Annotated in this window: 15 protein-coding genes and 3 pseudogenes; 9 read left to right on the top strand and 9 right to left on the bottom strand. The window is 39.4% G+C overall.

Going from position 1 to position 21432, the window contains the following annotated elements; translation table 11 throughout:
* Positions 1 to 720 precede the first annotated feature (720 nt).
* From AC0L7Q_RS05425 to AC0L7Q_RS05410, 4 genes are read left to right on the top strand one after another with little or no spacing between them, the layout of a single operon-like run.
* A complete protein-coding gene (locus AC0L7Q_RS05425; RefSeq protein ID WP_409425125.1) occupies positions 721 to 2202 on the top strand; it encodes a PAS domain-containing sensor histidine kinase in 1482 nt (493 codons plus the stop codon).
* The gene (locus tag AC0L7Q_RS05420) at positions 2199 to 2621 is read left to right on the top strand and encodes a response regulator (protein ID WP_409425124.1); all 423 of its coding nucleotides are present in this window, start codon (positions 2199 to 2201) and stop codon (positions 2619 to 2621) included. Before AC0L7Q_RS05425 ends, AC0L7Q_RS05420 begins: the two co-directional genes overlap by 4 nt.
* A 23-nt stretch (positions 2622 to 2644) precedes the next feature.
* Positions 2645 to 3097, top strand: a complete 453-nt coding sequence (locus AC0L7Q_RS05415) for a response regulator (protein ID WP_409425123.1) — start codon at positions 2645 to 2647, stop codon at positions 3095 to 3097.
* Positions 3076 to 4365: a putative bifunctional diguanylate cyclase/phosphodiesterase gene (locus AC0L7Q_RS05410; RefSeq protein WP_409425122.1), complete on the top strand. Its 1290-nt coding sequence runs from the start codon at positions 3076 to 3078 to the stop codon at positions 4363 to 4365. Before AC0L7Q_RS05415 ends, AC0L7Q_RS05410 begins: the two co-directional genes overlap by 22 nt.
* A 152-nt stretch (positions 4366 to 4517) precedes the next feature.
* On the opposite strand, the gene AC0L7Q_RS05405 is transcribed toward AC0L7Q_RS05410, so the two are convergent.
* The 4 genes from AC0L7Q_RS05405 to AC0L7Q_RS05390 form a co-directional block, all read right to left on the bottom strand.
* Complete coding sequence (locus AC0L7Q_RS05405; protein ID WP_409425121.1) at positions 4518 to 4925, bottom strand: methyltransferase; 408 nt, start codon at positions 4923 to 4925, stop codon at positions 4518 to 4520.
* Positions 4926 to 5064: 139 nt separating this feature from the next.
* Positions 5065 to 5517: a hypothetical protein gene (locus AC0L7Q_RS05400; RefSeq protein WP_409425120.1), complete on the bottom strand. Its 453-nt coding sequence runs from the start codon at positions 5515 to 5517 to the stop codon at positions 5065 to 5067.
* A 431-nt stretch (positions 5518 to 5948) separates the two neighbouring features.
* A complete protein-coding gene (locus AC0L7Q_RS05395) occupies positions 5949 to 6197 on the bottom strand; it encodes a hypothetical protein (protein ID WP_409425119.1) in 249 nt (82 codons plus the stop codon).
* Between the two features lie 164 nt (positions 6198 to 6361).
* Positions 6362 to 7855: an acetyl-CoA hydrolase/transferase family protein gene (locus AC0L7Q_RS05390; RefSeq protein WP_409425118.1), complete on the bottom strand. Its 1494-nt coding sequence runs from the start codon at positions 7853 to 7855 to the stop codon at positions 6362 to 6364.
* A gap of 389 nt (positions 7856 to 8244) precedes the next feature.
* Here AC0L7Q_RS05390 and AC0L7Q_RS05385 point away from each other — a divergent pair, with 389 nt between their 5' ends.
* Positions 8245 to 8841, top strand: coding sequence for a hypothetical protein (locus tag AC0L7Q_RS05385; protein ID WP_409425117.1), 597 nt, complete (start codon positions 8245 to 8247; stop codon positions 8839 to 8841).
* A 201-nt stretch (positions 8842 to 9042) separates the two neighbouring features.
* Here the strand turns inward: AC0L7Q_RS05385 and AC0L7Q_RS05380 are convergent, their stop codons facing one another.
* Together AC0L7Q_RS05380 and AC0L7Q_RS05375 are read right to left on the bottom strand one after the other, a co-directional pair.
* A complete protein-coding gene (locus AC0L7Q_RS05380; RefSeq protein WP_409425116.1) occupies positions 9043 to 9441 on the bottom strand; it encodes a flavodoxin family protein in 399 nt (132 codons plus the stop codon).
* A gap of 111 nt (positions 9442 to 9552) precedes the next feature.
* Positions 9553 to 11253 carry a cyanophycinase gene (locus tag AC0L7Q_RS05375; protein ID WP_409425115.1) on the bottom strand — a complete coding sequence of 567 codons (1701 nt, stop codon included), beginning with the start codon at positions 11251 to 11253 and terminating at the stop codon, positions 9553 to 9555.
* Positions 11254 to 11605: 352 nt separating this feature from the next.
* On the opposite strand from AC0L7Q_RS05375, the pseudogene AC0L7Q_RS05370 reads away from it, so the two are divergent.
* The 3 genes and pseudogenes from AC0L7Q_RS05370 (at position 11606) to iadA (ending at position 17256) form a co-directional block, all read left to right on the top strand.
* Positions 11606 to 14532: pseudogene (locus AC0L7Q_RS05370) on the top strand (TonB-dependent receptor domain-containing protein).
* A gap of 141 nt (positions 14533 to 14673) precedes the next feature.
* On the top strand, positions 14674 to 16077 hold the full coding sequence (gene yfcC / locus AC0L7Q_RS05365; RefSeq protein WP_409425114.1) for a putative basic amino acid antiporter YfcC: 1404 nt from the start codon (positions 14674 to 14676) through the stop codon (positions 16075 to 16077).
* 12 nt (positions 16078 to 16089) lie between these two features.
* Positions 16090 to 17256 (top strand): beta-aspartyl-peptidase, encoded by a 1167-nt coding sequence (gene iadA / locus AC0L7Q_RS05360; RefSeq protein ID WP_409425113.1) that lies wholly within the window; start codon positions 16090 to 16092, stop codon positions 17254 to 17256.
* A gap of 114 nt (positions 17257 to 17370) precedes the next feature.
* Here the strand turns inward: iadA and AC0L7Q_RS05355 are convergent, their stop codons facing one another.
* The 3 genes and pseudogenes from AC0L7Q_RS05355 to AC0L7Q_RS05345 all read right to left on the bottom strand — a co-directional run.
* Entirely contained in the window at positions 17371 to 19644 is a 2274-nt protein-coding gene (locus AC0L7Q_RS05355) for a putative bifunctional diguanylate cyclase/phosphodiesterase (protein WP_413401637.1), read from the bottom strand.
* Positions 19645 to 19763: 119 nt separating this feature from the next.
* Positions 19764 to 19925 (bottom strand): DUF3240 family protein, encoded by a 162-nt coding sequence (locus AC0L7Q_RS05350; RefSeq protein ID WP_409425561.1) that lies wholly within the window; start codon positions 19923 to 19925, stop codon positions 19764 to 19766.
* Between the two features lie 135 nt (positions 19926 to 20060).
* Positions 20061 to 20267 (bottom strand): annotated as a pseudogene (locus AC0L7Q_RS05345) (efflux RND transporter permease subunit); the annotation flags it as partial.
* Between the two features lie 251 nt (positions 20268 to 20518).
* On the opposite strand from AC0L7Q_RS05345, the pseudogene AC0L7Q_RS05340 reads away from it, so the two are divergent.
* Positions 20519 to 21432 (top strand): annotated as a pseudogene (locus AC0L7Q_RS05340) (M14 family metallopeptidase).

Genomic DNA, 21432 nt, shown 5'->3' with positions numbered 1-21432 from the left:
TGTAAAAGAAATGTCTAAGGTACCAACAAAAGTCCAATCAACCAAAAGCAACGATCTACTTTCCGAGTCGGCATATAGAATATAAAAGTTAAAAAATATGCAGGTAAAGTATGTAATGTAAAAAATCAATTCGACAGCTTATAATATACGTGTAGTGGTACAGTCATTTTGGCCACACATTTATCACACCAACTAATCCATCAAAAGTATTCCTGCTTTTTGATTTCCATGGTATTTAAATTATGTGGCATGACACCTCACTTAATTACTTTTCAAATAATAAAGAAGTACGTACCTACTTTTAATGTATTGGATTGAGTTCGTTGATGTGCAGCTATGAGGAGCCACTTAATATTATATATCTGGAGTCAAGATTAAACCATTTACTATACATTAGTTTGTCTTCAAACCCTGCCGAGCGCCAATAAACAGTTAACACAAATAGTAGCTGTACTAAAAATCAGCATTTTTGAAGTCTTTGCAATAGATAGTAAGATTATTTAAACACTAATAATATTTAGTAAGCACTAAAGTTAACATTCCCCACCCCAAACCTAAAGAAATCAATGCACCTTTTTCAACCATAATGACTCGCTAAAATATAAGAAGAAACTATTGAAATGGGCATTTAAATAACATGATCTTCCTCTAAATTTGCTGTTCATTACTTGTTCGACTATTAATATGTTATAGGAACTACATTTACTTGCGGGATGCTTGATGGACCTTAAAAAAGTAAATAAAAAATCTAACTCACCAAATTTAAATGCAAAAATGGATGAGGCGTTTTTAACTCAGCTAGTTAATTGTTTACCCATGGGTGCAATGATAGTTAATACTGGGGCTCAGATCCTTTTTGCCAATAGTCAACTATCTGAAATACTTGGCTATGAGGATTCAGAACTCATAGGGATGAACATAGACAGTTTACTTCCGGCACAATTTAAAGCCAATCATACCCATTTGATGAGTCAGTTTTTTGCTACCCCTCGAAAGCGCTTAATGGGTGAAGGCCGTGAGTTATTTGCGAGTCAAAAAAATGGTAAACAAATTCCAATCGAAATAGGCTTAAACCCAATACAAGGACAACAAGAATTAGTTTTAGCCACACTGGTTGATATATCGCAAAGATTGCGCGCAAATAATATGTTTCAGCGCTCTATTCAGGCTGCACCACATGGTGTGTTAATAGTAGACCAAGCGGGCATTATACAAGCGGTTAATCAATCGTTATGTAAATCTTTTGGCTACAGTGAAATAGAACTACTCGATAAAAAAATGGAAATGTTATTACCGCAGCGCTATCAAGGGCATCACTCAGCACTTCGTCATTCATTTCATTGTGAACCCAGTGTCAGAAGTATGGGAGTAGGCAGAGATTTAACCGCCTTACACAAAGACGGTAAAGAATTCCCCGTTGAGGTGGGATTGAGTCCTTTTATAAATACCAATGACGAAGATATGGTGTTTGTCTCGTTGTTAGATATAACAGAACGAAAACGAATGGAAACCGAGCTAAAAGAAAATAACACTAGCCTGAAAGAGTTTACCTATGTGGCTTCACATGATTTACGCTCTCCATTGCGAGGCATTTCAAACTTAATTGAATGGGTAAAAGAAGATTTAGGCACTACCACAGCTGAAGTAGAGTACAACTTAACACGTATTGATGATCGTATTCACAAAATGGAGACGTTAATAGATAATTTATTGGCCTATGCAAGAGCTGGCAAAGCCAGCCTAGATACTAAAGTAATCGATATGCATAAATTAATTTATAACGTTACCGAACTGTTAGATTTACCAGTTGGAATGAAGCTTCATAAAGACATTCAATTAAATACCATCGTGACTGCATGGACGCCGCTTGAAACCGTTGTTCGCAATTTGTTAAGTAATGCCATTAAACACCATGACAGTAAAGAAGGAACGATAGAGATTCGTTGTGTAGCAGAAAATACGCTTTGCCATATCACGGTTACTGATGATGGCCCCGGTATACCACCAGAGGCTTACGAGCGTATTTTTAGTTTGTTTCAAACAACTTCTGATGATAAGTCGGTTTCAGGCATAGGCCTATCTATTAGTCGGCGCCTAGCACAAGCTCATGGTGGACGTATTTCAGTTAGTTCAAATGAACCGAACAAAGGGTCAACATTTCATGTTTGGTGGCCACGCTTTGCTAGGAAAGAGAATTTATGATCAAAAATCTATCTATACTACTTGTAGAAGACGACGATGTTGCCGCAGAAGCTGTCACAAGAAGCTTAAAAAAAGTTGATCCTAAAATTAAAATAATTTGGAAACAAAACGGAAGACTTGCACTAGATGCGTTACGAAAAAAAGCGCAACAAAAAGAAATATCGGAGCCTTATTTGGTATTACTTGATTTAAATATGCCAGTGATGAATGGGTTTGAATTTTTAGACCATATTCGTAAAGATAAAAACTTGAACAATACCGTTGTATTTATACTCACGACCTCCAATGAGGATAATGATCGTACTCGCGCGTATCATAACAACGTAGCAGGTTATATGGTTAAACATGCAATTGGCCCGCAGTTTGCCAAATTAGCGATACTTATGGATGCTTATATACATGCCATTGAGCTTGAATAAGCTATTTTGCAAGAGATATGGATATGAGAACTTCAATAGATGACTTTGAAAGCTGCGACACTATTAATCTACTCATTGTTGATGACGATGCTGTTGATAGAGAACATATACGTCGTATGATATCTCGCTCTAACATACAGGCGAAAATTTCAGAGGCTTCCTCTATTGAAAGCTCGATGTCTTACCTTGAACATGGAGAATTTGATTGTGTCATAGTGGATTATCGATTAGGTATCGGCTCCGGGCTTACCCTGCTAGATAATATTAGAAAGTCTGTAAATAACCATTGTGCTGTGATTATGATCACGGGATTGGGAGATGAACAAATAGCAGCAGAAGCTATGCGACTAGGAGCAAGCGATTATTTACTTAAAAACCAATTAAAAAGCGCTCAGTTGATACACTCCATATCTAGCTCTATTCAACGCGCAAGCTCAGAAAAAAACTTCATGACATGGCACATTACGATAGCCTAACAGGCCTAGCAAGCCGCCCTATTTTAATCGATCAACTTCAACAAGCTATTACATCTCACCAAAAGCTCGCCGTTGCCTATTTAGATTTAGATAACTTTAAACCTATTAATGACAAATACGGTCACGAAATCGGAGATTTCGTGTTGAAAACCATTGCTCAAAGGTTACAAAGTACATTACGTAAAAAAGATACACTAGCGCGTATCGGCGGAGATGAATTTATCCTTTTATTAAGAGGGGCTGCGCACACGATACAAGAATATGAGATTCTTTTACAAGAGGTTTTAATTGAGGTAAACGACCCGATAAAATTAGCAGAGTTTTCGTGCTGTGTTCAGATTTCAGCCAGCATTGGTGTTGCACTTCCGAATGATGATGGCTTAAGTTGTGATGACATTTTACGTAGAGCTGATCAAACCATGTATCAAGCTAAAAGGTCAGGGACAAACCGGATTATGTTTTTTGATCCAGAAGAAGAAAGTCTAAGGCATGCAAAACACGATCTATTGCTGGCTGCAGAGAAAGGTATTGCGCGTAAAGAATTTATTTTACATTATCAACCAAAGGTCAACCTGATGGATCACCAGTTGATTGGCGTTGAAGCCTTAATACGCTGGAACCACCCTACTTTGGGTTTACTTTACCCTGGTCATTTCTCAGAGGCATTAGAGCACCCACACATTGGTATATTAATTGGCGAATGGGTACTTGCTGAAGCCCTAAAACAACATAAAATTTGGGCAACAAATAATCTTTCCATGAGCGTAAATATCTCTCCTGCTCATTTGCTTAGTGAAGGCTTTGTTGAAAACCTGAGAGAGTTACTCATCAGCACTAATAATATAAAACCAAAAACACTCGAGTTGGAAATTTTGGAGAGCACAACAATTGGAAATGTTGAACAAGCAGTAGATGTTCTCAATGGCTGCCGCGATTTAGGGGTAAGTATTGCGTTAGACGACTTTGGTACAGGTTACGCTTCTTTGAGTTACTTAAAAAAATTACCTTTAGATACACTAAAAATAGATCAAAGCTTTGTTAAAAGACTCCTATCAGACCATGAAGACAAGTCTATCGTTACCTGTATCGTGGCGCTAAGTAAAGCATTTGGGTATAAACTAGTAGCAGAAGGAATAGAGTCGCAAGAGCTCGAAAAAGTACTTATAGGTATGGGTTGCTATCATGGACAAGGCTATTACATAGCCAAACCAATGCCTTCAGATAACATGAACTTATGGATAAAGAATATGACATCAACCAAGCACTGACCCTAAATAATATCCCTCTATTTGGATTGCCAGTGGTATACATAAATAGGCGTTTGGTAAAAATCTTTAAGCTTGATAACGTTAGTTGGTTTATATGAAGGTAAAGCGAAGGTATTACTCACAATAGTGATTTTATTATTAACTGCGTCATGCTATAACTTATCTTCAAGCGCTTGCATGCCTTCAGGAAACAAGTAACATAATAGAGTAGCTGCACTACTGAGATCAGCATTTTTAAAGTCTTTACGATAGAGGGTAAGGTTATCTAAACCTAATCTGTATTTAAAAAGCATTGAAACCAACCAAGGAAACCAGGATAACTCATAGCCAATAACCTGTTTATTAGGATACTTTTTGGCAACCGCTATAACGAGCGTTCCCCAACCCGATCCTAAATCAATTAATACGTCCTTTTCATTCATGCTTATTTGAGCAAGCATGGCTTGGCGCGCTTTGCTTGAACTCATCATCGGTGAAATTCCCGTTTTTAGCGTGCTCCAAACAATAGATAAAGCTATTAGAAGAACTAAAAAGAAAAGCGCGATAGCAATAAAGTCCATGCTACCTAACACCCAATAACTGTAGAGTTTTCATGATTTCCCTTGGCGATTATTAATAATTACATAGTAAAACCATTACATAGCGAGGCATTTGAGTAAATTGATTTACAACTTAACAACTATTCAAAATAATGACAGCTTAAGTATAAGTTGCTGTTACTTTTTGCTTAAATACTATTTTAGGCTCTTTGGTGCTAATAACTTCAGCACATTCATCAGCTGTAGAAATTAAATATGACCAGCCATCATTGGTATGCATAAAAAAGCTCAATGGGCTTTCTTTTGACCAGCCATGGTCTCTTACTTTAAAACAGTTATTATTAATTTCTCCTGACTCCCACAGCTCAGTTAAGCCATGCTCGTCTAGTAAGCGGTATCCGCCAACATTATCAAAAGTAATTTCAAAAACGATTTCAGAGTCAGTATGGAATACGGTAACGATTAAATCAGCACTTCCTGATTGGAACTCATTCTTGAACTCGTAACGCTTACCGTTAGCATATTCAATAGACCGCTCTGATGCTCCCCACTTAGTATTTATGATAAATAAATCACCCTTGCCAAAAGGTGTTGTCCAGTCATCTATTTCCATATACCCCCCTTAATTATAATTACTGAGCAATTAAGTAGCCTTGTTTAGTTATAAAAGCAACACATACAATAAATGTATAAACTATCACAGTGAACGTGCTAATTTAATTAATCTCTTAATTATGTAACTCAAATATTAGCGATCGCTATCATTCAAGCTAAGAGCGATGTAATTGCGGTATGAGGTTTTAACCGAGTGGCCTGAAATAACCGAGCAAAGCTTTTGCTTCCGGCCCTCGCTCCTTACCTAATCAACGCTGAACCCCATCTAATTGCAGAGCTCTTCTTTGAGCAAATAACAGCCTGTTAAACTTCATGTAACACGAACCATATTTGTTCAAAGTAAAAATAGTTATTGTTGAATTAAAGAGTAAAAAAACAAAAAAGCGCCATTTGGCGCTTTTCAATTGTTTGAAATTTGGTAACAAGTTATTAGTGCTTGCGCCCTACACCATTACGCACCATGTCTTGGCCGCTTTGGAAGATCTCTTCGGTAATTTCACGGGCTAATAAAAGCTGTTGCTTATCATCAAAAACGGCTACAAAACGGCTGCCGTCGGCATTATTAGTTGCCATGCCGATGCCTGCTACGCCGGTTAAACCTAGGCCGCCGTTTTCCACTTGCAATAAAAAGCTTTCAAGCTCAGCGAGGGTGTCGATTGCAGTTAGTTTGTTTTCCATTATGGTTACTCTGTGTTGCTCGCCATGGCGAGTCTGTCAATAATATGCAGTTATTTTACAGCACACAGTAAAAACTTAAACCACCTTGTGGCAAAACAATAACAACGCTCCATAAAGCATCAGTGATATAAAGTAAAAACCCCGAAAATGCGGGGTTTTATGTATTAGCTTTGCTTCATTGTACCTTGTTGCTCAAGGCGGGTATGCCAGCTGAATGCCTCTTCTAAAATATGAGGCGTATGACCGCCACGAACACATGCACGCTCGTAGTAGTCAAGCATGGCGTTGCGGTAATCTGGATGTACACAGTGCTTAATGACTTCAATTGCACGTTCGCGTGGCGCTAAACCGCGTAAATCAGCAAGGCCTTGCTCAGTGACTAAAATATCAACATCGTGCTCGGTATGATCAACATGGCTTACCATAGGCACAACGCTTGAAATAGCGCCACCTTTAGCTATTGATTTAGTAACAAATACTGATACATGGGCATTACGTGCAAAGTCACCTGAGCCACCAATGCCGTTCATCATTTTAGTACCACACACATGGGTTGAGTTAACGTTGCCGTAAATATCAAATTCCAATGCGGTGTTAATTGCAATAATACCCAAACGACGCACAATTTCTGGGTGGTTCGACATTTCTTGTGGGCGAAGTACTAATTTATCGCGGTACTTTTCAAGGTTATTAAATACTTGCGCGTTACAACGCTCTGATAAAATAATTGAACACCCTGATGCAAAATCAAGTTTACCCGCATCAATTAAGTCAAAGGTAGAATCTTGTAGTACCTCTGAATACATAGTGAGGTTTTTAAAATCAGAGTCTAATAAACCCATCATTACTGCGTTGGCAATGTTACCAATACCGGCTTGTAATGGGCCTAAGTTTGCGGGCATACGCTCTTGCGCTACTTCTTCTTTAAAAAAGTTCACTAAGTGACGTGCAATAGCGGCTGTATCTGCATCTGGGTCGGTAACAGTTGAAAATGAGTCACTTTGATTTGTAAATACAATACCCACAATTTTAGCCGGGTCGATTGGAATAGCAGTGCTACCAATACGGTCATCTACTTTCACTAATGGCACTGGCGTACGTGTTGGACGATAAGATGGGATGTAAATGTCGTGTAGCCCTTCAAGCTCTGGCTGGTGTAACATATTGATTTCTACAATTACCTGTTTGGCAAAAATAGCAAAGCTGGCTGAATTGCCCACTGACGTTGTAGGTACTATGTGCCCTTCTTCGGTAATAGCAACGGCTTCAATGACCGCTACATCTGGCATAGTTAGCTGGTGATTACGTAACTGTTCAACGGTTTCAGATAAATGCTGGTCAATAAACATGACCTCACCGTTATTAATCGCTTTACGTAATGTGCTGTCTACCTGAAATGGCATACGGCGTGCTAAAGCACCTGATTCAGTGAGTAACTTATCTAAGTCATTACCTAATGACGCCCCGGTCATTAGGTTAATTTTCATTGGGTTTTCACGTACTCGCTCGGCAAGCGCACGTGGTACTGCTTTCGCTTCACCGGCACGAGTAAAACCACTCATGCCCACGGTCATGCCGTCTTTAATAAATAAACTAGCCTGCTGTGCAGACATTACATTGTTGTGTAAGTCGCTACGACGAATTCGTTCTAATTGCATTTGGAACCCCTTAAACCCCATTATTATTTGGGCGCTATTCTAAGTATTTCCGCATGCTTCGTAAGCTAGACCTAAGTCTCATTTACGCATTGTTGATATAAAAACATCGTAAAGCGCCTTAATTTTGTACACTTAATGACTTAACTTATTGGTGCTAATGGGGTTAGAATACTGAAAAATTTAACCCAATCATTAAATCGACCTAGTTAAATTTAAATCACAACTCAATATAATCAATCACTTATTATTTTCACTAGGGAAGCTGAAATTACAAAGTGTATAAAAACAAAGCCATACAGTGCGAAGCTTACAAAATAATAAACTGCTCATTCATTGGGCAGTAACCTTGTAAGGAATAAAATCTACAATTTAAGTATTAAGGAAAATACATGGATTTATCTGACGAAGAAATTAACTTTTTATCTGGCTTATTTGAACCCAGTCAAAGTACCGCATTATCCACTGAAACAAAGCTTACAGTACAAACATCGATTCCAGACGGTATTGCGCATTTACTTGGACAAGCTAAATTAACCTTATTGGCTGAAGTAGCTCACTACCAACTATGGTTTCCACTTCAATTTAAAACCGATGAATTAGGCCATTTCAGCACTGTGTTAGAAGCTCCAGAAGTGATTGATACAAAAGGGGTTCAACGTAGCTGGCGGCTAAGTGAATTAAATATTCAAAGCCAAGGTTTTTGCATTGAATCTATATCCAGCACAGGGATATTTTTAAAACCCACATCAATACATAGTGAGCTTGATGATTTGCAAAATATGCAATTTATTTTACCTAACGAAGCGGCGATATCATTAGACCTAGAACCGGTTAGGCAGAGCAAGTGTGGTATAGCTGCTAAAATAAAACACATTCACCATGGTAAAGAGCAGCTAAGAGCGTATTTATTTGAAGTCCATAAACGTGAATTTTCAAGCTTATATCAGCTAGAGCACAAACAACAAAAATTGGAATTATCAAACTAAAAAAGCCACACAAGGTGGCTTTTTAAAATTAGCTAACTAAAGTGATTTTTACTTTAAACGTTTCGCTACATCAGCTACACGTTCGCCATATAAACGAGCCGTTTCTAAATCGCCTGATGGAATAGCAGATTCACCTGCATCAGTAGGTGATTGCACTAATACACCAACAGATCCGCCTAAGTTATTGATGTCTTGACGATTTTATTCCAATTTATTGGCGGGTGGTAACCCAAGGCTTACCCAAATTCCACCATGTTGCGAAGCCAATGTCTGCATACTGATTAGGGTGACTTGTTTATCGCCATTTAGGCTGCCGCTATTAGTAAAACCGCCAAATACTTTGTCTTTCCAACCCATGGTAAACCATACTTTAGAGGTAGCATCAACAAACTTTTTAAATTGCCAAGGATATGAGCCCATATAGGTAGGTGCACCAAATATAATGGCATCTGCGTCGTTTAACGTATCCCAATCGGCGTCTTGTATATCGCCATTTTCATCAATAGCAATAAGTTGAGCGTTTGCTCCATCAGCTACAAATTCAGCCACTTTTTTGGTATGGCCATATCCCGAAAAATAAATAACCGCTACTTTACTCATGAACCTTCCTTTTGTTGTGATTTAATATACACGCTCTAAATATAGTATGGCCGCTAAAGTTAAAATCAACTAAGCAGCGTGTTTAATTAAATTAGCTTGCGTGGCATTAAATTAAAAGGTACTCACTGCAATTTCTAAATTACTCACCGCACAGCCATATTGCGTGTTACTAATACGGTGATACGCCGACTCCGGCGTGGTAGATAGGCTAATAATAAACTCACCTTGCTGACCAACCGCCGTTTGTTCTTGGCTAAGGCACATGGCTTGCGTTAAAGAGCGTAATTTTGCATCCGTTAAAATACTGCCAAAACGCTGAACTGGTAAAGGCGGTATTTTAATTGCTGACAATGCTTGGCTAATACTGCGCTGACTTAAGGTAAAATCGTTATTTTTAATATCAATCACACTGCCCACAGGCCAATACGAGTAACTATAGGTTTTAGTTTTAGCCTGAGCTTGCCCTGTTGATTTAACCATCACCACGCCATTTTTGCCAATTACAGTCATTAAATTTCCAGCTTCAGATTTAATCACCACTAGAGCGGTGGTTTCGTCTATACCAAAACCGAATGCCGGCTGAGCTTGGCTTGCGTTTAAGTCGTCTAGCAAAGTAGCTAATCTTAATGTGCGATTACGCTCGCTAAAATGTGTATCCAATACACCGTAACTAAACGTGCCTAAACCACCAAAACGGTTGTAAGTTAAACTATCGCTGTTTGCACGCTCACTTGGGGCATCAATGGCTTGTGCGCCTTCTTTTAATGCCGACAAGCTGTTGCCATTAGTGATCATCACCATTTCCCCAGCGTTGCCTTGCCCGCCACTTTGCACCGCGGTGCCTGCACTTGTGCCTACAACAACTGGTCGAGACTGCAATGCTTTTGTCCATGGGTAAGGCTGATTATTTTCATTAAATAATACTTTGCGCGTTAGGCTTTGATCGCCACCATTAAACATTACACCGGTACTGTTTTTGATTAGCTCGACTAAAGCGTCGGTGCCTTTTTTACACAGTTCATATTCTGCTTGGGTACGATCAGGGTAAATATGCTCGCGTTGATATAGCCCCATTTCTGAGTGCCTAAACGTGGTTAAATCATCACACTTATTGGTGGTTATTGCTTTAGCAAGCGCAGGGGTTAATGCAAGCCATTGCGAATTTACATTAGGGAAGCTTAGTAATCCTTCGTAAAAATCAGCAGATTCATAAGGGTCTCTACTTGAGGCGGTAATGGCCAGTATACTCGGGTTGGAGTTATTAACTTTTAAACTACCCGATATAAACTGCAAAATCTCTGTCGCTGCCGATTCGCTATTAAGCGCAGTATTTATCTGCTCTTTTAGTCGCTTGTTGTCGCTTTTTATTTGAGCTACTTCAAGCATATCGATTACAAAATTATATTCTTGATCCGATAAATTATTGAGCTGTTTACTATCAATGTCACGCCATAGCCATAACAACTCTTTTTTCGATAATGTGGGCGATGACTTAGCCTGCATTGTTGCTAAATTTTTAATAGTGTTATTTTTAGCTTGGCTATTTTTACTGGGCCATTGTTGCTTTATTTGGCTAATTTTAGCCTGAGAGAGCGTAAATACATTATGCGTTTTACCCGAGATCTTAGTATTTTTTTCACAGTTTTTAGGGCTTAAACTGGCACATGTTGTGAGAGCTCCACCCACTAAAACAAGCGTTTGATTAGACTCTATTGCGCTTAACTGTAGCGAAAAACCAATTAAAATTGATAAAAAAGCGGTTATTATTCGCGATTTAACTAACCGCTTATTTGGTAAATATATTCGTTCCATTATGTTACACTCATGTAAAGAATTATAAGAAATAACTTGCGAGAGCGTCTCTCACTTGCTATAAAAAAAGGAACTTTAAAACGCGAGTAAGCTAGCACCCATTTGCTAGCTTTGTCAAAAACCTTTTTGGAACGAGAATTATGTTTAAAAAAGCAACATTGCTTACAACATATTTCTACTCACCACACTACCTTTCGGAGTGGTTTGACGAGTAGCCCACCACCTCACTAATTTCTGTGAGGGGCTCAGCGTGTCATTTCACCATTGCCCTGTCTAAAAAAACATAATAATTAAAGCCTTAAGAAATATTAAATCTATTTCTGCGCGCTTAAAAAAGACAAAAGGTACTACAATGTTTCGTCAACTAACTATTGCGGCCACAGTAAGCGCTTTACTGAGCCCTGTCACTTGTGTGTATGCACAGGAAACTCAAACTGATACCAACATTGAACGAGTAGAAGTAACAGGATCTCGCTTAAAAGGCGTTGATCTGGAAGGCACTATTCCACTAACCGTGTTGGACCAAGATGCAATCAAACGCTCTGGTGCTAATACCATTCATGAATTACTCAAAGATTTATCTGTATTTAAAGGCGGAAGCGGTACGTTCTCAACCTCAGAAAGTGGTGGTACGTCTACCTCTACACCAGCGGGTCAATCAGCAGCGAGCTTACGAGGCATGGGACCTTCGGCAACGCTGACATTAATAAATGGGCGAAGAGTTGCGCCTAGTTCATTTGCTGCAGGTACTGAAAACTTTGTAGATGTGAATTCTATTCCGCTAGCGGCCATTGAACGTATTGATATTTTAGCCACCGGTGCATCAGCCGTTTATGGTGCCGATGCTGTAGCGGGTGTTATTAACTACATTTTAAAAGATGATTTTGAAGGCGCTGAAATCAATACTTCGTTTGCCGATAGCTTTGATCAGCATGACGAAAGTAAAAAGCAGCTAAACTTAGTGTATGGTACAAAAATAGGCGAGAGTAACTTAACGGTATTTGCAGATATATACGACCGTAACGCTTTTAAAGCGACCGATCGCGATTATACCGCCTCACCTTCATTCGTTAATGGTTACTCATATTTACCTAAGCTGGAGAACTCACCGAATATTTATTATTTCAGCAGCCGAGACGGTAATGAACTTCCATCACCAAACTGTAAAACCGAATTAGTGACTACTGAATTTGGTGAACAAATTTGTGCTTACTACTCTAATCAAGATGACTACCTAGATACCCCATTTGAGAGCCTTTCAACCGGCTTTATGTTTAATAGTGAGCTCGGTGGTCTACAATGGCACACTGACTTTTTTACAGCCAAACCAAGGCAAAAGCGTATTCATCGCCCTCACCTATTAACCAAATTAATGACGACGACGGCCCTTATATTTTAGAAGACGCCTTATTTATTTACGATAATGCCGATGGTAGTAATGATTTGATGGATCAACTCTACATTGACCCATTCGATACTCAAAGTGGCCGAGAAGTGTATGGTTTTGGCTTTGATGCGCGCTTTAATGCTCCAAGAACAGTGGAAGTAGAAACGAAAAACTTTCGCTTAGTAAGTAGTCTAAGTGGTGAAATTGGTGATTGGGGCTGGGAGTCTGGTGTTACTCTCTCTCGCTCACGTTCAGAGCAAGAAGCGATTGCAGGGGTATATAATCGCTATCAGTTTCACGGCGCAATAACAGGCGAGCTATGTTCAGACGGTACGTTGGCAAACTATGACGGTACTGACTTGAATTGTGTATCGGGAGAGTTACTGCCTTTTTACAACCCTTTCCTTCAAGGCGACGCCGCTAACGATGCCGTTTTGGCAACAGCGCAAGCTCGCCCAACACGCAGTGGAGAAAGTACTGTTTACGGCTGGGATGCTAATTTTAATGGTGAACTATTTACCTTTAACGACCTACCAGCCTATGCCTCATTTGGGGTAGAAGCACGCCGTGAAGAACTAAGTGACATCCCTTCACTTAATTCCCAAGCCCAAGCAGATAAAGACTACCTTGTTGATGTATTTGGTTTTGGCTCTAGTTTGTCAGAGGCCAATCGCACTCAATATGCCGCGTTTGCTGAATTAAGTATTTCACTGAGTGAGCAAATAGAGCTACAAGCAGCGGGTCGATACGATCATTACGATGACTTTGGCGGCACTTTTAATCCTAAAATTGGTTTGAGCTATCGCCCGACTGATTCGTTAGTTGTTCGTGGTTCATGGTCAACCTCGTTTAGAGCTCCTTCACTTACGCAGGCTGGTGTTAAATTAAGAACCACGCAATCTACTTTTGACTGCGGTGCCAACCAAGCTGTAGCCGATTTATACTGTATGGGTGATGGCACACAAGTGAGTGTTAATTCGTTAGAATTAGGTAACCCTAATTTAAATGCAGAAGAGTCTGAGGCTATTAGTGTTGGTTTTGCATGGAGCCCATCGGCTAATACTAATTTAACCCTTGATTACTGGCAGTTTGATCATGAAGAAGTAATCGATACCAACATGACCGCTGTGCTCGACCGCGCTATTACCGATGCATCACTTCGTCACTGTGGCATTGTACCACCGGGCGAACAAGGCATATCGTACGATGAAGCATTATGCGATGTCACCGACACCAGTGGTTTAAACATAGAGCAAGACGGTGCCAATTTAACTGAGATTTTAGCCAGTTATATAGATGAATTTAACCCGCGTGATGACGAGCTATTTTTACCGCTGTTTCGCGATCATGCAATCCCACTTGAAAACACCGGTACACAAACTTTAGCTGGCATAGACTTTAAGTTTGACCATCGTTTTGAATTACCAAGCGGCGATTTAACCTTTGCCTTTGACGGCACACATTACCTTGAGTTTGAACGTAATAAACCGGGGTCTGACTCGTTAGAGAAGTTGATGGGGACGTATCGTTACCCTGAAAATATTGCGCGTATGTCAATCGATTGGGAAGCGCAAAGTTACTACCTTAACTTAGGTGCAAACTACACCAGCAGCTACGAAGATGATATAGAAGGCCTGCGTGGGCGTGAAATTGATGAACTAGATTCGCTTGGCGTATTAGACTCAAAAGGTGAGCATCAGGTTGACGATTGGCTCGTTTGGGATTTATCAGCAGGTTACTATGTTAATAAATCACTGACCTTACGCGCGCGTATAAATAATATTTTTGATAAACAGCCACCCACACTTTATGGTTCAAGCCGTGGCTTTGATTCAATTAATCATAATGCCCTAGGTGCTAATTATAAATTAAGTATTAGCTACCGCTTTTAACCACTTAGCCGCAAAGCAAACGCTTTGCGGTCTTCCTTTTATTACAGGTCATGGCTACAGTGACACTGCCTATTAAGTGCTAAAGTACGGTTAAGCGTTTATTTACGCATCAACACAATGACCTTTTATTAAAGTGAAATTATGAAACAAAAACAATTTTCTATGCCCGATGCCAGCATTATTTTGCTGTGTGTGGCAGTGATTGCCTATATGGCCACAGTTTTTATTACCCCTGGGGTATTTAATGCAGAATCTGGTAGCCATATTGTGCAGCTTTCACAATATCAAGCCGTTAACGACCAACAATCACCGCCTATTTTTGCTCAAGGTGGCGAGATTGGTTTAGCTAATGTGTTGTTTGAAGGCTTAGTGTCGGGTGATAAATATGGTGCAGCGATTGGCGTAATGGCGTTTATTTTAATCACTGGCGGTGCCTTTGGCATTATTATGAAAACCGGTGCGATTAATAACGGCATTATGGCACTTATTAATAAAACTCAACGGGTTGAATGGCTGTTTATTCCCTTACTGTTTTTACTCTTTTCGTTAGGCGGCGCGGTATTTGGTATGGGCGAAGAGGCTATTGCCTTTTGTATTGTGCTGCTCCCTATTATGCAACAACTTGGCTACGACGCTAAAGTCACTGTACTTACAACTTATGTGGCCACGCAAATAGGCTTTGCCACCTCATGGATGAACCCTTTTAGTATTGCTATAGCGCAATCGATAGCTGAAATCCCGGTGTTTTCTGGTGCGGGCTTTCGTATGCTAGCGTGGGCCTGTTTTACTCTTGTAGGCCTTGTGTTTACCATGCGCTATGCAAAACGGATAAAAACACAAGCCAAAAAAATGGGTGATCAGCCAGCGATTAAGCTTAGCCCAGCCGATGCACTCACATTATTAGTATTTGTATTGGGCATAGCCTGGGTTATTTGGGGCGTGATGGCTCGCCAATATTATATTCCTGAGCTTGCGGCACAGTTTTTTTGTATAGGCCTTATCAGTGCATTAATTGCCATCGTGTTTAAAAAGCTAACCGCGAATGAGTGCGCTGATGCCTTTAAACAAGGTGCGCAAGAGTTATTACCAGCGGCGTTATTGGTCGCACTGGCTAAAGGCATTGTATTACTATTAGGCGGTAGTGATTTAACCACTCCCTCAACTCTCAACACCCTGCTTTATTACTGTGCAAGCAGCATAGCCAGTGTGCCAGATTACATTGCGGCTTGGGGAATGCTGGTGTTTCAAAGTGTATTTAACTTTTTTGTTTCATCGGGTTCAGGGCAAGCTGCCATCACTATGCCGTTAATGTCTCCACTTGGCGATTTGCTCAATGTATCAAGGCAAATTGTAGTATTGGCCTTTCAATTGGGGGATGGATTAACCAACATTTTAATTCCCACTTCAGCTAGTTTAATTGGTTGCTTAGGTGTGGTGAAATTAGACTGGGGAGAGTGGGCTACGTTTATCTGGCGTTTTGCCCTAGCACTTTTTGTATTAGCAAGCGGCTTTATATTTCTTGCTTACTTTATTAATTATCAATAAAAAGAATTTGTTATGTTAACTTTAATACAAGGTGCAACCGTTTATGCACCTAATTACCTAGGCACACAAGATGTTTTAATTGGCGGCGGTAAAATCATTGCTATTGACGAAAATATAACTCTCGACAGCAGTGTACTCGTCAAACGAATTGACGGTAAAAATAAGCTGGTTACGCCGGGGTTTGTTGACTCGTTAGTGCATATTACCGGTGGCGGTGGCGAGGCTGGATTTGCCAGCCGCACCCCTGAAATGAACCTAACCGATGCAACCTTGTCGGGCACCACCACGGTGGTGGCCGCACTGGGTACCGATTCAAGCTCACGTACACTGACCAACTTGGTTGCCAAAGCAAAAGGCCTAAAAGAACAAGGGCTGAATGTATTTTGCCATACAGGTTCGTATCATTTACCCGCTAAAACTCTTACTCACTCAATTACTGACGACATCATGTATATAGAAGAGTTTATAGGTGTTGGTGAAGTGGCTATTTCTGATCATCGCAGTAGCCAACCTACTGTACAGCAATTAGCAGAATTGGCAGCCGAGGCTAAAGTAGCCGGTATGCTCAGTGGTAAAAAAGGCACGGTGAGTATTCATGTCGGCCCTGTTGATAGCCATTTAACTATTTTGCATCAGGTGGCTCAGCAAAGTGATATTAAGCTTAAACAATTTTATCCTACTCATATGAACCGCAACAAAGCACTTCTTGATGCCGGTATTCACTTTTGTGATCAAGGAGGTACTATCGACTTTACCACCAGCACTACCGATTACGATTTAGCTCACGGCGAATTCGCAGCAGCCCATGCCCTTGCTTATTGCTTAGACCGAGGTGTAGCAGTAAATCAACTCACTATGAGCTCAGATGGCCATGCCAGCTTACCTATTTTTGATAAAGACTTTAATTTATTGGGGCTTGAGATAGGTAAAGAGTCCTCTTTATTAACCTCGTTTCAGCAAGCGGTTAAGCAATATAACGTCCCTATTGAGCACGCTTTAATGAGCATAACCAGTAACCCTGCCAATATTTTAGGAGTTGATAAAGGCCGCCTTAAAACAGCGAGCGACGCTGATGTTGTCCTTCTCGATAAAAAGACCCTAACCCCTGAGTATGTATGGGCTAACGGTACATTAATGGTGCAGAACCGCCACGCGGTTATAAAAGGATTGTTTGAATAAACTAGAACAGCTCAAATGCTGCTGAAATATTTCAGCAGCATTTAACGCCAAAAAATTCGTTACCCTTGTTTGAAATTTTAATCCAAAAAGGTCGCTAGAACCTAGTTATTAAATTCAACTACCTTTCATTGTAGCTGAGTTTTTTGTCATAAAAACAAGACCATTTTCATTTATACATTCAGCATACACCTGAGCACTCATGGGTTTAGAAAAGTAATAGCCTTGAAACTCTTTACATCCCATTTCGGACATTATTAAAACCTGTTCTTCGGTTTCTACTCCCTCGGCTACACACTTGATATTGAGTTCATCACACATCACATGCATAGCTTTAACTAAGCTTTTTTGGCGTGTAGAGCTTGTAACCTGACTTATTAAAGAGCGATCCAATTTAAGTTTATCAATAGGGTAATCAGCAAGGCGTGCAATATTTGAGTAGCCAACACCAAAGTCATCCACAGTAATCGTGAACCCCCAATCTTGCAAAGTTTGCATAAGTTTTAGAGAGTGAGCTTGGTTAGCCTCAAGTGAGGTTTCGGTAAGCTCTAATTCTATTTGATTCGGTTTTACATTGAAATCCGCCAAATATTTTACCAATTTAGACATAAAGTCAGCTTGGCTAAAATCGAGCAAAGATATGTTTATTGCTATGGGTAAAAGTGGCAAACCAACTTTATTCCATTGGGCAATTTGAGCGCAGACTTTTTGAATAATTAAATCCGTTAATCTACTAATCATTCTGTACTCTTCTGCAATAGGAATAAAGACAGTTGGCGATATATTACCAAGCACAGAGCTATGCCAACGAGCTAATGCTTCAAGCCCAATACATTCACCTTTTGCATTCACTTTAGGTTGATAATGTACTGACAGATCATTTTGTTGCAAAGCTTCATCAAGTAACATGGAAATTTCATACTTTTCCATAAAAGCCTGTGATTGTTTTTGGTTGTAACCACTAAAAGGCAAGTTATAGTCTGCGAGCTTGAGCGCCTCACACGCATTACTAAGAACAATAGCACTATCCTCACCGTGCTCAGGACACTTAGCAAAACCAAATAAAAATGATTGTTGGTAATTAGTACCAAATACATCATAAGTTTGATCTAAAGTGCTTTTAATTTGTATTAATAACTTGTTTTGCTGTTCGCTTGAGTTTGAACCAATAATAAAGCCAAGTTTGCCACCTTCTATATACGCACAAAGCAAAGGCCCTTCTGACATTGCTTTTAAGCGCTTATAAGCAGTAATTAGCAATGATTGCGAGTCAGCTTTGTTAAGTTTTAAATTTAAATATTCACTATTTGCGCTTTGTGTAACGACAATATAAAACCCTTTTTGGTATTTAGACGTTAACCTATCGCATTGCATCTCAAACCACTCTCGATTAGGCAGTTTAGTCTGCGAGTCTCTAAACCTTAGACGTTTGTTTTCTTGCTCCATCATAGACAAGTTTTGTTTAATTAACTGCTCTTGCGTGCAATCATAAAAGTCATACACTCGGTAATTTGTATTCATTGCTATTTGCTGATAATTACTCTTATAGTAGCGACTCTTATATTCTATGATTTGATTTTTTATATTTAACTCTTTGCTATTAAGTGCAGGGAATAATCCATTAATTCTTACAGCCTTTTCATTCAAGCTGTTTTTTAATCCGAACATTTCAATAGCATGTTGATTTAAATCTGTAATTACTAAATTTTCGTCGACAATAATTTTAGCTTTATTAGATTCAGTAAATAAGGTGCGATAAAGCTCGTTTTTATCTTTAAGGAAGCTATTAGCATTTAACATGGTTTTGTTTAAACGTTTGGCAGCAACAATTGTTCGCGCAGTGGCCAGTGGAATACAAATATTAAAAAATAAAAATATCAGGCCTGTAATATATAAGCCAGCTTCTGGTAATTGGCTTGCTATTCCTGAATAGCCAGATAAATCAACATTATTAATGATCATGTAAAAAGGTATGATGTTTAAAATACCGTAGGCCAAAGCCGTTCTGTAACCGAGTAGCATAAGAGCAATGATGGGACATGAATACATAAACATAGAACCCACCTTTGCAAGCTCTAAATCAGTTAAAAATAAATTCATTGATAAACTACCGGCAACGATAGTTAATAGAAGTGCATTTGCACTAAATGTGTAAAATCGCTTACTTGCTAATAAAAGACTAAAAGCAATAGTGAAAAAACTAATAGTAATAACTGCAATGTAAATTAGGTCAAATTCAATTGCGCGGGTGTATGTATAACAAACTACCAAAAAACAGAGCAAAGTAACGAGAGTTAAAATTATCCGCAGTGCACTCACCCGCCAGTGTGCGACTTCATCATGGGCAGTATGATGATCGTTAAGTAAGAAGTACTTATGGAGAAAGTGCATAATAAACAACAATTAATACATGTCATTCAATTAAACATTGATAAGTGGTCAAAATCAATTAAATAAGTTTAATAATTAATCCAATTGAAGTGACTCTCAAAGTTAGTCTAATATGGTAACTATCCAATATGCCCACTTTCATAAATCGGGGTTACCCAATATTTTAACGGTGTGTACTTACAAACAGGGCTTAGCGCCGTTTTTAGTATGGCAAGTTCAGATAATAAAATATGCACCTCAAATTGATAAAAATCTCGATGTCCTTCTACTTGCTCGGCAATATCAAACTCGCTGTGCTCTTTACTATAGCCTTGAATTTTTTTAAGTTAAAGCCGGTAATGCAGTCTATGCCTATTAATATATCAACCACGTCATCTTTTATGTTTGTAGGTGCATTTAGGGTAAAAAGTAACTGCTCAGCCATGTTTTTTCTCTAACCAACCATAAAAGATAGGTAATAAATAAAGTGTTGTAATAGTTGAGGTAATTAACCCGCCAATAACTACGATAGCTAATGGTTTTTGAATTTCAGCTCCTGGCCCTGTTGCAAACACCAGCGGCAATGAACCAAACATAGCAGTTGTAGCGATCATTAATACAGGGCGTAGCCGCCTACTTGCACCATCTAAAATGCACTGTGTTACATTTACAGCAAAGCCGATGTAGAGGGCAGACATGAGTTTGCCGCATGGTTTTTAAAAGACTTTATGCAACAAAGGCACTATCCGCATTCAAGCTCAGCCATTAACTAATGCAGTGACTATCGCATATACTTGCGCGCTATTTTAGTCAGCGTTAAGCTAACGCTTTATTTTCGTCATTATGGTCTATGTGCTCTATAGCCCGCAGAGATAATTCAACTTGAAGGTTTAATATGAATAACAGTAGTTACCCAATTGGTACGCCAGGTGAGAAGTGGAACAACAATAATAAAATCCAATGGCTTGAGGCACAAAAAATTAAGCGAAGCTATCAACAAGAAGTCGTAACATTAATTGATGAACTTAAAAGCACTCTAGAAGTGGAGCAATACGGTGAGCTTAATTATGCCGCAGGTAGCTACCCTTTGTACGCGTTAAAAACCACTAATTTTGATACAAACAAAGCCACTGTTTTAATTACTGGCGGCGTACATGGCTACGAGACCAGTGGTGTTCATGGCGCTTTAAGATTCGCTAAAACACTGGCAAATCAGTATGCTGAGCACTTTAATATTGTAATTACCCCTGTATTAGCCCATGGGGTTATGAAACAATTAATCGTTGGAACCCAGATGCGAACGACCCTAATCGCTCTTTTTATCAGGGCAGCCCAGCGCAAGAATCAGCGGCAGTGATGAACTATGTGCAATCTTTAAATACTGATTTAATCGCGCATATCGATTTACATGAAACAACTGATTCTGATAACAGTGAATTTAGACCCGCACTTGCGGCTCGTGAAGGCAAAGTAAACACCAACTGGAACATTCCTGATGGCTTTTATTTAGTGGCTGATAGCAACAAACCAGAGCCTGCTTTTCAAAAAGCAATTATTGAACATGTTGAAAAAGTAACGCATATTGCACCTAGCGATGAAAATCAGCAATTAATTGGTGTACCACAATCGCAATTTGGGGTAATTAATTACGCGGCCCGTGATTTAGGCCTATGCATGGGATTTTCTGAAGCTGCATATGTCACCACCACTGAAGTATATCCAGACAGTGCAACGGCTAACCCTGAAGAGTGTATATTAGCGCAAGTTGCTGCAATTTCAGGTGCCTTAGACTACATTATTAATAAGTGA

It is taken from the genome of Pseudoalteromonas sp. KJ63-1 (assembly GCF_055808145.1).
Note: the sequence above shows the minus strand (reverse complement) of the source record. Positions and strands in the feature narration are given on the sequence as shown.

Bases quoted from the DNA above. Each gene is read 5' to 3' on its own strand.
- AC0L7Q_RS05395 (WP_409425119.1), bottom strand. From the start codon at position 6,197: ATGGAAAACAAACTAACTGCAATCGACACCCTCGCTGAGCTTGAAAGC.
- AC0L7Q_RS05420 (WP_409425124.1), top strand. From the start codon at position 2,199: ATGATCAAAAATCTATCTATACTACTTGTAGAAGACGACGATGTTGCC.
- AC0L7Q_RS05400 (WP_409425120.1), bottom strand. From the start codon at position 5,517: ATGGAAATAGATGACTGGACAACACCTTTTGGCAAGGGTGATTTATTT.
- AC0L7Q_RS05385 (WP_409425117.1), top strand. From the start codon at position 8,245: ATGGATTTATCTGACGAAGAAATTAACTTTTTATCTGGCTTATTTGAA.
- AC0L7Q_RS05410 (WP_409425122.1), top strand. From the start codon at position 3,076: ATGGCACATTACGATAGCCTAACAGGCCTAGCAAGCCGCCCTATTTTA.
- AC0L7Q_RS05390 (WP_409425118.1), bottom strand. From the start codon at position 7,855: ATGCAATTAGAACGAATTCGTCGTAGCGACTTACACAACAATGTAATG.
- AC0L7Q_RS05375 (WP_409425115.1), bottom strand. From the start codon at position 11,253: ATGGAACGAATATATTTACCAAATAAGCGGTTAGTTAAATCGCGAATA.
- iadA (WP_409425113.1), top strand. From the start codon at position 16,090: ATGTTAACTTTAATACAAGGTGCAACCGTTTATGCACCTAATTACCTA.
- AC0L7Q_RS05355 (WP_413401637.1), bottom strand. From the start codon at position 19,644: ATGCACTTTCTCCATAAGTACTTCTTACTTAACGATCATCATACTGCC.
- AC0L7Q_RS05405 (WP_409425121.1), bottom strand. From the start codon at position 4,925: ATGGACTTTATTGCTATCGCGCTTTTCTTTTTAGTTCTTCTAATAGCT.
- AC0L7Q_RS05415 (WP_409425123.1), top strand. From the start codon at position 2,645: ATGAGAACTTCAATAGATGACTTTGAAAGCTGCGACACTATTAATCTA.
- yfcC (WP_409425114.1), top strand. From the start codon at position 14,674: ATGAAACAAAAACAATTTTCTATGCCCGATGCCAGCATTATTTTGCTG.
- AC0L7Q_RS05425 (WP_409425125.1), top strand. From the start codon at position 721: ATGGACCTTAAAAAAGTAAATAAAAAATCTAACTCACCAAATTTAAAT.
- AC0L7Q_RS05380 (WP_409425116.1), bottom strand. From the start codon at position 9,441: ATGAGTAAAGTAGCGGTTATTTATTTTTCGGGATATGGCCATACCAAA.